A 10,787-nucleotide genomic window follows, 5' to 3' on the forward strand; every position below is an offset into this window, starting at 1 on the left:
CATGACCACGGAACCACTCCTACGCGTCGAAGACCTGCGAACGCACTTTGTCACCGCCGACGGCGTCGTCCAGGCGGTCGACGGCATCTCCTTCGAGGTCCACGAGGGCGAGATCGTCGGCCTCGTGGGCGAATCCGGGGCCGGCAAGAGCGTCGCCACCGCCTCGATCCTGCGACTCGTCGAGTCGCCCGGCGAGATCGTCGGCGGTCGCGTCGAGTTTCGGGGTGAGACGATCCTGGAGGTAGAGCACGACGACGACGGCGACCCGGTCCGGACCGACGAGACGCTCTCGGACGCCGAGATGCGCTCACGGATCCGCGGCCGGGAGATCGCCATCGTCTTCCAGGACCCGATGGAGTCGCTCAACCCCGTCTACTCCGTCGGCGGGCAGTTACGCGAGTTCGTCGAGCGCAACCGCGACATGTCGAGCGCGGCCGCCAGAGACGAGGCCATCGCGATGCTCGAAGAGGTCGGCATCCCCGAACCCGCGGCGCGGTTCGACGACTACCCCCACCAGTTCTCCGGCGGGATGCGCCAGCGCGTGCTCATCGCCATGGCGCTGGCCTGTGAACCCTCGCTGGTCGTCGCCGACGAACCGACGACGGCGCTGGACGTCACCGTCGAGGGACAGATCCTCGAACTCGTCTCGGACCTGCAGGACCGCTACGACACCAGTTTCCTGTGGGTCACCCACGACATGGGCGTCGTCTCCGAGATCTGTGACCGTGTGAACGTCATGTACCTCGGCGAAATCGTCGAGCAGGCCGACGTCGACGACCTGTTCTACGACACCCACCACCCCTACACCGAGGCGCTCCTGAACTCGATCCCGCGACCGGACGAGACGGTCGCCGAACTCGATCCCATCGAGGGCGTCATGCCGGAAGCCATCGACCCGCCGTCTGGCTGTCGGTTCCACACCCGCTGTCCCGACGCTCGCGAGGTCTGTCGCCAGACGGAGCCGGACTGTCGCACCGTCGCCGACGACGGCGACCGACCCCACCGGTCGGCCTGCCTCAAACACGACGTCTTCGGGGCCGACTACGAGTCGAGCCGTCCGCTCACGGACCGGACGGAGGGCGGCTTCGACGTCGACCTCGCCGGAGGTGACCGATGAGCCGACAGGTGGAACCCGAACGGGGCTCGGAGAATGACGGCGAGGCGTCCGACGACGCTCCGCTCCTGGAACTCGACGGGGTGACAAAACACTTCTCGAACGACGACGGCCTCCTCTCCCGGCTCTCCTACGACCCCGAGTCGGACGGCCTGCCCTTCGGGCTGGAGTCCGAGCAGGTCCGCGCCGTCGAAGACGTCTCCCTGACCATCGAGGAGGGCGAGACTCTGGGACTGGTCGGCGAGTCCGGGTGCGGGAAGAGCACGCTCGCCCGGACCGTCCTCCAGTTGCTCGAACCGACCGCGGGCGACGTCTACTACCGGGGCGAGAACCTGGCCGAGATGGACGGCGACCGACTCCGCGAGGTCCGCAAGGACGTCCAGATGATCTTCCAGGCGTCGAAGTCCTCGCTCGACCCGCGGATGAAAGTCGGGACGATCGTCGAGGAACCGATGCAGGCCCACGACCTGCCCGAGTCGAACCCCGACGTGACCACGACCGCCACCGTCACCGACGAGACGCGCTACGAGACGACCGTCGACGTGGACGACGACGTCGATATGGCCGTGGCCACGACCGACGGGGTCGCGACGGCCCACGTCACGGTCCGCGACGGCGACGGCGAGGACCCGGTCGCCGTGACGGTCGAGAATCCCCACCTCGGGACCGAGGTCACGGTCGACGAGGCGTCGGAGACCGTCGCGGTGCGCGTGCTGGTGACGGCCTCGAAAGACGACCTCAGACGGTCGCGAGCGCGCGAACTCCTCGAGAAGGTCGGCCTGGATCCACAGCACTACAACCGCTACCCGCACGCGTTCTCCGGGGGCCAGCGCCAGCGCATCAACCTCGCTCGCGCGCTCTCGGTCGACCCGGACTTCGTCGTCTGTGACGAACCCGTGTCGGCGCTGGACGTGTCCATTCAGGCGCAGGTGCTCAACACCATGCGGGACCTCCAGGAGGAGTTCGGGCTGACCTACCTGTTCATCGCCCACGACCTGAGCGTCATCCGGCACATCTCCGACCGCGTCGCGGTGATGTACCTCGGGCAACTCGCCGAGGTGGCCCACCGCGAGGAACTGTTCGAGAACCCCAAACACCCCTACACGGAGGCGCTGCTCGACGCCATCCCGGTGCCGGACCCGCGGGCGGATGGCGCGCGGAGCGTCCTCGAAGGCGAGGTGCCCAGTCCCATCGACCCGCCGTCTGGCTGTCGGTTCCGCACGCGCTGTCCGGTCCTCATCGCCCCCGAGGCGTACGACCTCGACGCGGAGCGGTGGGACGAGGTCCGGACGTTCATGCGCCAGGTGGACCGCCGGCAGGTCGGGGTCACCCCCGAGCGGTTCGTCCGCCGGGAGTACTTCCCGGACGGCTTCCCCCGCGGCGAGGCCGGAGACGCCGTGACCGCCGCGGTGCGGCGCGTCTCCAACGGCGAGTGGGACGCGGCCGCGGACCGCCTCGACGAACTCTCCGAGGCCACGCTCGCCGACCTGCCCGAGCACGACCGGGAGGCGGTCGCCGCCTTCCGCGACGACGTGGAGCGCCAGGCCGTCAGCCTCGACGCCGCGGAGCGAATCCGGAACAACTGGTTCCCGGATGGCCTCCCCGACGGCGAGGCCGGAGAGCACGTCCGCGCGGCCATCGACGCCCTCGCGGCCGAGGACTGGGAGCGCGCGAACGACCGCCTCCAGACCGCCTTCGCCGAGCAGAGTCCCTGTGCGACGGCGGAACCGGCCTACGACGTGCCCACCGAGTTCGGCGACGACGCGTTCGTGGCCTGCCACCGGCAGGACTAGGGGCCGCTCGGGCGGTCGCCCGGTCTTCTCGCCACCGTCCTTGCCTGTGCGTGCCGGTGGCTTATGCGGCGTCCGGCGCAAGCCGCCGGCATGGTCACACTCTCCGACGACGCCGTTGCGGAGATCAAACACGAGGGCGAATCGATGACCACGATCGACCTGCTGACGCTGATCGAACGCCACCACCCCGAGACGGACGGCCTCGACCGCGAGACGCTCGAGGCGTACGCCGACCGGCTGGCCGAGGAACGCGATTACGCCTTCGACGCCGAGTCGTTCCTCTCCGCCGTCGACGACGCCCTCACCGACACGAACGAGTTCGACGACGGTCTCCTCTACCGCCTCGGCGACGACCGCATCAGCGTCTATCCCCAGTCGTGGCACGACGAACTCGGCGACTCGGCCGACGCCGAAGCCTACGTCGGCTTCCTTCAGGACGTGGATGGCTTCCCGGCTGCCTCGGCCGATACCGACCTCGGCGTCCCGGAACGGGAACTCGAATCCGTGCTGAGCGTGGTCGGCCGAATCAGCAGGGACGAGGCTCGAACCGTGATCGAACGCCAGCGCGAGGACGGCCGACTCGTCGAGGACGCCGACCAGCACCGCAACGCCGGCGTCTACCGCTCCGAAGACGCCGAAGGACTCCGGGACGTGACCGATCACTCGGAACCGCTACACGACGAGAACGCCGAGCGGTAACTACCAGTCGACGCTGAGCGTCCCGTCGCCCTCCGGATCGGGCGCGATCTCCTCGTCGGTCCGGCGGTCGACGACGTGGATGATCCCTCGGTCCTTTTTCGCCGGACAGGCCTCCGCGGCCGCGATATTGTGGTCGAGCTCCTCCTCGCCGAAGAAGTAGGTCTCGGGCTTTGCGATGCCCGTCGAGATGTCGAGACTCCAGTTGTCGGAGTACTCGGCGCACTTCCCCGCGCCGAAGCACTTGTTCGCCTCGAAGATGATCTTGTACGGCTTCTCCTCGACCGGCGGCGCGTCCTGCTCGCCGATCTCGCTGGGATCTACGGGTTCCTCCGCCTCGCTCATACCCCCGATTGGTACTGGGCGGTCTTTCCGTTGTCGCTTCCGGCCGACCACTCGGAAGAGGGCGTCGCAACTCCCCTGTACTCCTCGGTCGGGACGCGGGCCATTACTGCCCGCCTAGTAATATCTCTCGGGCCCGAGGTGTCGGTATGGATCTCGATACGAAGCGACGTCGCGTCCTCCAGGCGGCCGGCGGTCTCGCCGCCGCAGTCGGTCTGGCCGGGTGTGCCGGCGGCCAGTCGGCGGGCACCTCGCCGTCGGACTCGCCGGCCGCGACGTCGACGACCGATCGCACTTCGGAAGGGACCGACGATCGAGAAGCCGAACCGGCCGGCACGAAGACGGTCTTTCACTTCTCCGGCGCGCCCGACGAACAGGGGCACGCGGTCGCGAACGTCCGGAACCTGCTCGCCGACGAGACGGTCGAAACGGCCGAGGTCGCCCTGGTCACGAACGGGTCGGGGATCGAGTTGCTGACCGAATCCGGAACGAGTCACGCCGAGGCCGTCGCGACGCTGGCCGAACGAGGCGTCTCCCTGCTGGTCTGCTCGAACTCGATGGACGCTCTCGGCGTCGCGGAGTCCGATCTGCTCCCGGACGCGGAGTCGGTCCCCTCCGGCGTGGGCGAGCTGTCACGCCTACAGTCCGAGGGGTACGGGTACATCAAGACCCCCTGAGGGGGCCGAATGCGGGCTGTTACCGGTGGATCGTGACGCTTTCGATCTCGACGGGGTCGTGGGGCTTGTCCTGCCCGTCGGTCGGCACGTTGCCGATCTCCTCGACCACGTCCATGCCGTCCGTGACCTCGCCGAAGACGGCGTGTTTGTCGTCGAGGTGGGGCTGAGCGTCCAGTGTGATGAAAAACTGCGAGCCGTTCGTGTTGGGACCGCTGTTGGCCATCGAGAGCTTGCCGGGACCGTCGTGGCGCAGGTCCTCGTGGAACTCGTCGTCGAACTGGTAGCCGGGGCCGCCGCGGCCGGTCCCCGTGGGATCCCCGCCCTGGATCATGAAGTCCTCGATGATCCGGTGGAAAGTGACGCCCTCGTACAGCGAGTCGCCGCGAACCTCGCCGCTCTCGGGGTCCTCCCACGTCGTCGTCTCGACGGCGGGCTCGTCGTCTGCCGCCGGATCGTGTTCCGCGAGGTTGACGAAGTTCTCGACCGTCTTGGGTGCGCGCTCGTCGAAGAGGTCGATCTCGATGTCGCCGTGGTTCGTGTGCAGCGTCACTGCCAGGTCACTCATGGCTCTCACTCCGCTCGGTCCGCGGAAAAGTCTGGTGTTAGTCCCGACCCACGGTCGCCGTCACGCCCGCCTCGTCGAAGGACAGCTCCACCAGCCCGAACGGCGTCCCACCCCGGACCTTCGTGACCGCCAGACAGGTCTTGACCGACCGGTCGACCACGTCCATCCGTACGTCCCACACCTGATCCGCCCGGGCAAGGGTCATGTCCCGCCGCAGGACCGAGGGCGTGTTCTCGTGACAGTGAAAGAGGCCGACGCTGTCGGTCATCCGCAGCGCCCGCTTCGCGGTATCCAGAAACTCCCGATACCGGGTCCGGTCGCCCTGTTCGAGTTCCGTCGTCGGATCGAGGACCAGCAGCGATCCCGCGTCCAGCCCCCCGAGAAACTCCTCGGGCGATGCCAGCACGTCGTCACCGTCGACGCCCCGCACGTCCACGTCGAGCGCGTCCCTCCCGACCTGGGCCGCCGTCGTCAACGAGTCGGCCACCTCCTCCGCCGGCCGCAACGCCGAGAGGTAACGCGTCGAGTTCGCCGCCGCCATCGCGTACAGGAGCGGCTCGCTCTGTGCCCGCGGCAGCGCCGACACCGCCACCAGACTCCCCGCCGGTATCCCGCCGCCGAGCCCGCTGTCGAGCAACTCTACACCGGTCGAGAGCCGCCCGCTCGGCGCCCTGTCGTCGTCCATAGCCCAATCGAGGTGACTGGGACCGATAAGGCCTCCGACCACCCACCTTTTTACTGCGGGGGGTGCGCTCACTCCGTTCGCGCACCCCGCTTGCAAAAACGTGGGCGAAAAACGTTCCGCGAGTCGCGCCGAAGGCGCGCTCGCGGTGTCTTCGTGAGTGACCGCAGGGAACGAACGAAGGCTCGAAAGACGCTTCGCGTCTTTCGGTGAACCGGCGCGCAGAGCGCGCCGGATGCGAATGGCTCCGCAACCGCACCCGCCCGACCCAGACAGTACCTGTTTTACGTGCCTGTCCGCAACGCACCCGACATGAGCAATCGAGAGGCCGACGCGTCGGGTCCGGCGGACTGGTGGACGCCCGAGAAGGCCATCTTCCTCGTCTGTGCCGCCATCGCGCTGCCGGTCGTCTTCTTCCTGACCGAGCGTCTGGGAACGGTGACCTACCCCGCGATGTTCGCGACACTCGCCATCGTGTTCCTGCCACCCTTCGTCTATCGGAGCTACTGGCCGAAAACCTACGATACGTCCCGCGCCGCTGGCTGGGGACTCGTCACCGGGATCGCCGTCGCAGCGCAACTGCTCGCCGTAATAGTCCTCGCGGCCCCTCTCCTCGGTGGCGACGGCGCCGTCCTGCTGGCGTTCGCGGCCGTCGTCGGCGTCGACTACGCTCTCGCTCGCTTCGTGATCGGGAACTGACGACCTGGTTCAGAACGCTCGCAGGTCGTCCAGCACGGCCGCGGCGTCGCCGCTCTCGATGGTCTCGCGCGCGATTTCGAGCCCGTCTTCGAGACCGTCCACGTCCTCGCGAGCGTACATGCGCAGAGCGGCGTTGACCGCCACCGCGTCGGCGAACTGGTCGTCCCGGTCGCCCGCGAGGACCTCCTCCGTGATCGTCGCCGAGTCCTCGGCGATGTCATCGACCTCCAGGTCCTCGCCGCTGAAGTCCATGCCGTACTCGGCGGTCTCGATCTCGAAGTCTTCGAGGTCCTCGCCCTCGGACCATTCGGCGACCACGGTCGATCCCGGTCGGATGTCGTCGTACCCCTCCTGGCCCTGGAACATCAGCACGCGGGACACGTCCTGAGCCTGGACCTCGCGGAAGGTGTCGACGATCTTCTCGGCGAACGCGAGGTGGTAGAAACTGCCCAGATGCACGTCGGCGTCGGCGGGGTTGGCCAGCGTCTCGACGGTGTTGACAAAGGAGCGCACGCCCATCATGTCCCGGCGCTCCCAGAGGTCGTCGACGCCGGGGTTGAACGCGGGCTGGTAGTAGTACCCGAAGCCGGTCTCGTCGACCATCTCGGCGCTCTCCTCGGGGTCGAGTTCGGTGCGGACGCCGAGTTCGTCCAGCACGTGCTTGTACGCGTCGAGTTTCTGCGTCGGGACGCGGTCGCCGGAGTGGACGACGACGGGCGTGCCGGCCGCGGCGGCGACGGCACCAGCGGCGACCCCGAGGATCGCCGTCGAGTGTTTCCCGTCGTAGTTGGCGCCGCAGTCGACGGGGTCGGCGTCGGGCGCGGCCACCTCGACGGATTCCTCGCGCATCACGTCGGTGTAGGCCGCCAGTTCCTCGGGGTTGTTGCGCTTCCAGCGGTTGGCCAGCCAGAACGCACCCAGCGTGGTGGGATCGGGCTCGCCGGCCAGGATCCGCTGGAACGCCTCGCGGGCCTGCTCGCGGTCCATGTCCTCGGCGGACTTGTGGCCGGACCCGACGACTTCGGTCATCAACCGCTTGAGCGGCCATTCGCCGAACTGCTGGCTCGCTTGTGTCATACCGACATGTTCGGGACGCCACCGCGATATATCTCACGAAGCCGTCGCTGTCGATCCGTTCGAAAATCGAACAGCGAACTGTGTGACTTGGGTTTGGCCCCCGCTGTCACCTCAAGGGCGAGAGGCTACGACGCGAGGGAAAGTCCTTTGCGGACGGACTACTGTCGGTAACGTATGGGAACGAAGCCGAGGGACCCGGACGAAGACGAGACCGTCACCATCTTCGAGAGTGACGGCTACGTCGTCGCTCGCGACGACCAGACGGGTGTCGCGAGCCAGGGAGACACCAAATCCGAGGCTTTGGCGAACCTGGCTGAAGCCCTCGACCTCCATGCGCGTCCGGAACCCGAAGACGAAAAATTGGAAGAACCGGACGCACCGTGGTTCGACTCCTGACCTCCGGAAAGACGGGACTTTTTAAACGGCCGCTCCCTCGGAATATCTGTGTCGCGACGGACCTACTCCGGCGAGGAAATTGCGAAAGCCCTCGAAAAGTGGGGATTCACGCCAGTCGACCGCGCTGGGAGTCATCTCAAACTTCGCTACGTTCATCCCGAAACTGGTGAAAAGCGGACCGTCGAAGTGCCGATGCATGACGAGATAGCGACGGGAACTCTGCGATCCATCGCCTCGCAGGCCGGAGCCAAAGAATTTCAGGAGTTTCTCGACGCAATTGAGGAGCTTCTGTGACCGCTGCCTACTCGCCGGCCGCGCGCTTCTCGATCATCCCGAGCCCGATCCAGGTGATGACGGGGTCGCCGTCCTGATTGTATCCGGTCAGGCGGCTGTCGACCTCGCCGACGCCCGGGCGGTCGCCCTCGCGTTTCTCGACGACCTCGTACTCGATGGCGAGTTCGTCGCCGGGGCGGACCGGCTTGATCCAGCGGAGTTCGTCCACGCCGCGGGCGCCCTGCGAGGCCCACTCGGCGTTCTCCATGGTCTCGACGAGCAGGCGCATGCAGACGGCGGCGGTGTGCCAGCCGCTCGCGGCGAGGCCGCCGAACATCGTGTCTTTCGCGGCTTCGGGGTCGGTATGGAACTCCTGAGGATCGTACTGCTCTGCGAACTCGAGGATCTCCTCCTCGGTGACCTCGTAGCTGCCGTGTTCTTCGGTGTCGCCGACCTCGATATCCTCGAAATACGTGGGCATTGACGATGGCAACAGCGCCGCCGACTTAGCGGTTTCGTGCCCGGAAAGCGACACCGTTACACTGTGAAAGCACCAAGCCGTAACAATGAGTCTCCAGTCGGGTGACTGGCGGGCGGAGCTGGACGACGCGGACGCGGCGCTCGTCGACGGCTACCAGAGCGGCTTCCCGGTGGCGGAACGCCCCTTCGAGATCGTCGGCGACGACCTCGGAATCGACGCCGCCGACGCACTGGCCCGGGTCCGGGACCTCCGTGAGGCCGGTATCTTCCGCCGGTTCGGGGCCGTCCTCAATCCGCCGGTGATCGGCTCGTCGACGCTGGCGGCCGTCTCGGCCCCCGCCGACCGCTTCGAGGAGGTGGCCGAGGTGATCAACGACCACCGGCAGGTCAACCACAACTACCGCCGCGATCACGAGTGGAACATGTGGTTCGTCGTCACGGCAGGGTCGCGAGACAAGCGCGACGCGATCATCGACGACATCCAGGAGCGGACCGGGCTGGACGTGCTCGTCCTGCCGATGTTGACCGATTACTACATCGACCTGGAGTTCCCGGTGGTCAACGGCGACCGGTTTGCTCGTGAGTCGATCGCCGAGACCGATGCCTCCGCCACGCGGATCAGCGAGGACGCCGCGGTGGACCTCTCGGCGCTCGATCGTGGAGTCCTGCTGGAGATCCAGGACGGCTTTCCGCTCACCGAGACGCCCTACCGGGACGTGGCGGCGGCCGTCGACGCGCCCGTCGAGGACGTACTCGACAGCATCCAGCGCCTGCGCGAGGACGGCTGTATCAAGCGGATCGGCTGTGTCGTCAACCATCTCACGACCGGCTTCGACAACAACTGCATGGTCGTCTGGGACGTGCCGGACGAGGAACTCGACGCCTGGGGCGAGTCCGTCGGGTCGCTCCCCTACGTCACGCTCTGCTATCACCGCCCGCGCCGACCCGAGCAGGACTGGCCGTACAACCTCTTCACGATGATCCACGGCCGGGAGGCCGAGGTCGTCGACGCGAAGATCGACGAACTCGCCGACGAGTACCTCCCGGTCGACCACGAACGGCTCTACTCGACGGAGACGCTGAAACAGACGGGCGCGCGGTACGACGAGATCGTCGGCGAGTGAGGCAGACTCCGTTGTTGTTCCGGCCGCGAGCGTAGGCGAGCGGCCGGTTTTTCGCCCACGTTTTTCGAGGAGAGGTCGCCGGAGGCGATCCGACGAGAAAAAGGTGGGAAACGGACGGGCGCGCGGTACGACGAGATCGTCGGCGAGTAGGACGATCCGACGTTTGTCCTGTTCGAAGAGAGTAGATATAGACATATAGATACATATCTGGGCCGAAACGCCCGGAAGTCTTATCCTTCTATTGGCGTGTATTGTTCATGGATGAGTACAGGTGACCTCCCCACCGTGTTGGTGGTGGACGACGAACCGGACGTGGCCGACGCGTACGCTGCCCAGTTGGAGCAGGAGTACCACGTCAGGACGGCCTACAGCGGTGAGGAGGCACTGGAAGCGCTCGGACCGGAGATCGACATCGTCTTGCTCGACCGCCGGATGCCCGACGTGTCGGGTGACGACGTTCTCGCCGAGATCCGCGAGGCGGGGTACGACTGCCGGGTCGCGATGGTGACAGCGGTCGATCCGGATTTCGACATCATCGACATGCCGTTCGACGACTACATCATCAAACCGGTCTCGCGGGAGGACCTGTTCGACACGATAGACCGCCTGCTGGTCTGTGCCGAGTACGAGGAGAAACTCCAGCGATACTACTCGCTGACCTCGAAGTACGCGACGCTGCTGGCAAACAAGAGCAACACGGAACTGGAAAACAGCGACGAGTTCGAGGACCTCCGCGTGGAACGCGACCGGATCCGACAGGACCTCCAGGACACCGTCGCGCGCTTCGACGACGAAGCCTTCGCCGCCGTGTTCCGCGAACTCCACGAGGGGCCCCCACCCGTCACTGAAGAGTAATATCTGACTGTACG

The 10,787-nt window shown here is 66.8% G+C and carries 14 protein-coding genes; 9 read left to right on the forward strand and 5 right to left on the reverse strand.

The window, feature by feature from the left end:
- The first annotated feature begins 1 nt into the window (after nucleotide 1).
- From BV210_RS12135 to BV210_RS12145, 3 genes are all read left to right on the forward strand, one after another.
- Nucleotides 2–1,117 (forward strand): ABC transporter ATP-binding protein, encoded by a 1,116-nt coding sequence (locus BV210_RS12135; protein WP_077206894.1) that lies wholly within the window; start codon nucleotides 2–4, stop codon nucleotides 1,115–1,117.
- Entirely contained in the window at nucleotides 1,114–2,907 is a 1,794-nt protein-coding gene (locus tag BV210_RS12140) for an ABC transporter ATP-binding protein (protein ID WP_077206895.1), read from the forward strand. Before BV210_RS12135 ends, BV210_RS12140 begins: the two co-directional genes overlap by 4 nt.
- Before the next feature lie 90 nt (nucleotides 2,908–2,997).
- Entirely contained in the window at nucleotides 2,998–3,606 is a 609-nt protein-coding gene (locus tag BV210_RS12145) for a hypothetical protein (RefSeq protein WP_077206896.1), read from the forward strand.
- On the opposite strand, the gene BV210_RS12150 is transcribed toward BV210_RS12145, so the two are convergent.
- A complete protein-coding gene (locus tag BV210_RS12150; protein WP_077206897.1) occupies nucleotides 3,607–3,948 on the reverse strand; it encodes a ferredoxin in 342 nt (113 codons plus the stop codon).
- 146 nt (nucleotides 3,949–4,094) lie between these two features.
- Here BV210_RS12150 and BV210_RS12155 point away from each other — a divergent pair, with 146 nt between their 5' ends.
- Nucleotides 4,095–4,622 (forward strand): DsrE family protein, encoded by a 528-nt coding sequence (locus tag BV210_RS12155; RefSeq protein ID WP_077206898.1) that lies wholly within the window; start codon nucleotides 4,095–4,097, stop codon nucleotides 4,620–4,622.
- Nucleotides 4,623–4,641: 19 nt separating this feature from the next.
- On the opposite strand, the gene BV210_RS12160 is transcribed toward BV210_RS12155, so the two are convergent.
- Nucleotides 4,642–5,187: a peptidylprolyl isomerase gene (locus tag BV210_RS12160; RefSeq protein ID WP_077206899.1), complete on the reverse strand. Its 546-nt coding sequence runs from the start codon at nucleotides 5,185–5,187 to the stop codon at nucleotides 4,642–4,644.
- 37 nt (nucleotides 5,188–5,224) lie between these two features.
- Nucleotides 5,225–5,872 (reverse strand): hypothetical protein, encoded by a 648-nt coding sequence (locus BV210_RS12165; RefSeq protein WP_077206900.1) that lies wholly within the window; start codon nucleotides 5,870–5,872, stop codon nucleotides 5,225–5,227.
- Nucleotides 5,873–6,181: 309 nt separating this feature from the next.
- Between BV210_RS12165 and BV210_RS12170 the strand changes: the two genes are divergently transcribed.
- Complete coding sequence (locus BV210_RS12170) at nucleotides 6,182–6,568, forward strand: hypothetical protein (RefSeq protein WP_077206901.1); 387 nt, start codon at nucleotides 6,182–6,184, stop codon at nucleotides 6,566–6,568.
- A gap of 9 nt (nucleotides 6,569–6,577) precedes the next feature.
- Here the strand turns inward: BV210_RS12170 and BV210_RS12175 are convergent, their stop codons facing one another.
- Entirely contained in the window at nucleotides 6,578–7,645 is a 1,068-nt protein-coding gene (locus BV210_RS12175; RefSeq protein WP_077206902.1) for an anthranilate phosphoribosyltransferase, read from the reverse strand.
- Between the two features lie 174 nt (nucleotides 7,646–7,819).
- On the opposite strand from BV210_RS12175, the gene BV210_RS12180 reads away from it, so the two are divergent.
- Together BV210_RS12180 and BV210_RS12185 are read left to right on the forward strand one after the other, a co-directional pair.
- Nucleotides 7,820–8,041 (forward strand): type II toxin-antitoxin system HicB family antitoxin, encoded by a 222-nt coding sequence (locus BV210_RS12180; protein WP_077206903.1) that lies wholly within the window; start codon nucleotides 7,820–7,822, stop codon nucleotides 8,039–8,041.
- Between the two features lie 48 nt (nucleotides 8,042–8,089).
- Nucleotides 8,090–8,335 carry a type II toxin-antitoxin system HicA family toxin gene (locus BV210_RS12185; protein ID WP_077206904.1) on the forward strand — a complete coding sequence of 82 codons (246 nt, stop codon included), beginning with the start codon at nucleotides 8,090–8,092 and terminating at the stop codon, nucleotides 8,333–8,335.
- Nucleotides 8,336–8,342: 7 nt separating this feature from the next.
- On the opposite strand, the gene BV210_RS12190 is transcribed toward BV210_RS12185, so the two are convergent.
- Nucleotides 8,343–8,795: a MaoC family dehydratase gene (locus BV210_RS12190; protein ID WP_077206905.1), complete on the reverse strand. Its 453-nt coding sequence runs from the start codon at nucleotides 8,793–8,795 to the stop codon at nucleotides 8,343–8,345.
- An 85-nt stretch (nucleotides 8,796–8,880) separates the two neighbouring features.
- Between BV210_RS12190 and BV210_RS12195 the strand changes: the two genes are divergently transcribed.
- Both BV210_RS12195 and BV210_RS12200 read left to right on the forward strand, forming a co-directional pair.
- The gene (locus BV210_RS12195) at nucleotides 8,881–9,918 is read left to right on the forward strand and encodes an Lrp/AsnC family transcriptional regulator (RefSeq protein ID WP_077206906.1); all 1,038 of its coding nucleotides are present in this window, start codon (nucleotides 8,881–8,883) and stop codon (nucleotides 9,916–9,918) included.
- A 261-nt stretch (nucleotides 9,919–10,179) separates the two neighbouring features.
- On the forward strand, nucleotides 10,180–10,773 hold the full coding sequence (locus BV210_RS12200; RefSeq protein WP_077206907.1) for a response regulator: 594 nt from the start codon (nucleotides 10,180–10,182) through the stop codon (nucleotides 10,771–10,773).
- The last annotated feature ends 14 nt before the right edge of the window (nucleotides 10,774–10,787 follow it).

Origin of the sequence: Halorientalis sp. IM1011, assembly GCF_001989615.1 — an archaeon.
Classification (GTDB): domain Archaea; phylum Halobacteriota; class Halobacteria; order Halobacteriales; family Haloarculaceae; genus Halorientalis.

What these genes read in the sequence shown, in the direction of transcription:
- BV210_RS12175 (WP_077206902.1), bottom strand. Translation starts at nt 7,645, where the DNA reads ATGACACAAGCGAGCCAGCAGTTCGGCGAATGGCCGCTCAAGCGGTTG.
- BV210_RS12180 (WP_077206903.1), top strand. Translation starts at nt 7,820, where the DNA reads ATGGGAACGAAGCCGAGGGACCCGGACGAAGACGAGACCGTCACCATC.
- BV210_RS12140 (WP_077206895.1), top strand. Translation starts at nt 1,114, where the DNA reads ATGAGCCGACAGGTGGAACCCGAACGGGGCTCGGAGAATGACGGCGAG.
- BV210_RS12195 (WP_077206906.1), top strand. Translation starts at nt 8,881, where the DNA reads ATGAGTCTCCAGTCGGGTGACTGGCGGGCGGAGCTGGACGACGCGGAC.
- BV210_RS12200 (WP_077206907.1), top strand. Translation starts at nt 10,180, where the DNA reads ATGAGTACAGGTGACCTCCCCACCGTGTTGGTGGTGGACGACGAACCG.
- BV210_RS12165 (WP_077206900.1), bottom strand. Translation starts at nt 5,872, where the DNA reads ATGGACGACGACAGGGCGCCGAGCGGGCGGCTCTCGACCGGTGTAGAG.
- BV210_RS12155 (WP_077206898.1), top strand. Translation starts at nt 4,095, where the DNA reads ATGGATCTCGATACGAAGCGACGTCGCGTCCTCCAGGCGGCCGGCGGT.
- BV210_RS12145 (WP_077206896.1), top strand. Translation starts at nt 2,998, where the DNA reads ATGGTCACACTCTCCGACGACGCCGTTGCGGAGATCAAACACGAGGGC.
- BV210_RS12190 (WP_077206905.1), bottom strand. Translation starts at nt 8,795, where the DNA reads ATGCCCACGTATTTCGAGGATATCGAGGTCGGCGACACCGAAGAACAC.
- BV210_RS12170 (WP_077206901.1), top strand. Translation starts at nt 6,182, where the DNA reads ATGAGCAATCGAGAGGCCGACGCGTCGGGTCCGGCGGACTGGTGGACG.
- BV210_RS12150 (WP_077206897.1), bottom strand. Translation starts at nt 3,948, where the DNA reads ATGAGCGAGGCGGAGGAACCCGTAGATCCCAGCGAGATCGGCGAGCAG.
- BV210_RS12160 (WP_077206899.1), bottom strand. Translation starts at nt 5,187, where the DNA reads ATGAGTGACCTGGCAGTGACGCTGCACACGAACCACGGCGACATCGAG.
- BV210_RS12135 (WP_077206894.1), top strand. Translation starts at nt 2, where the DNA reads ATGACCACGGAACCACTCCTACGCGTCGAAGACCTGCGAACGCACTTT.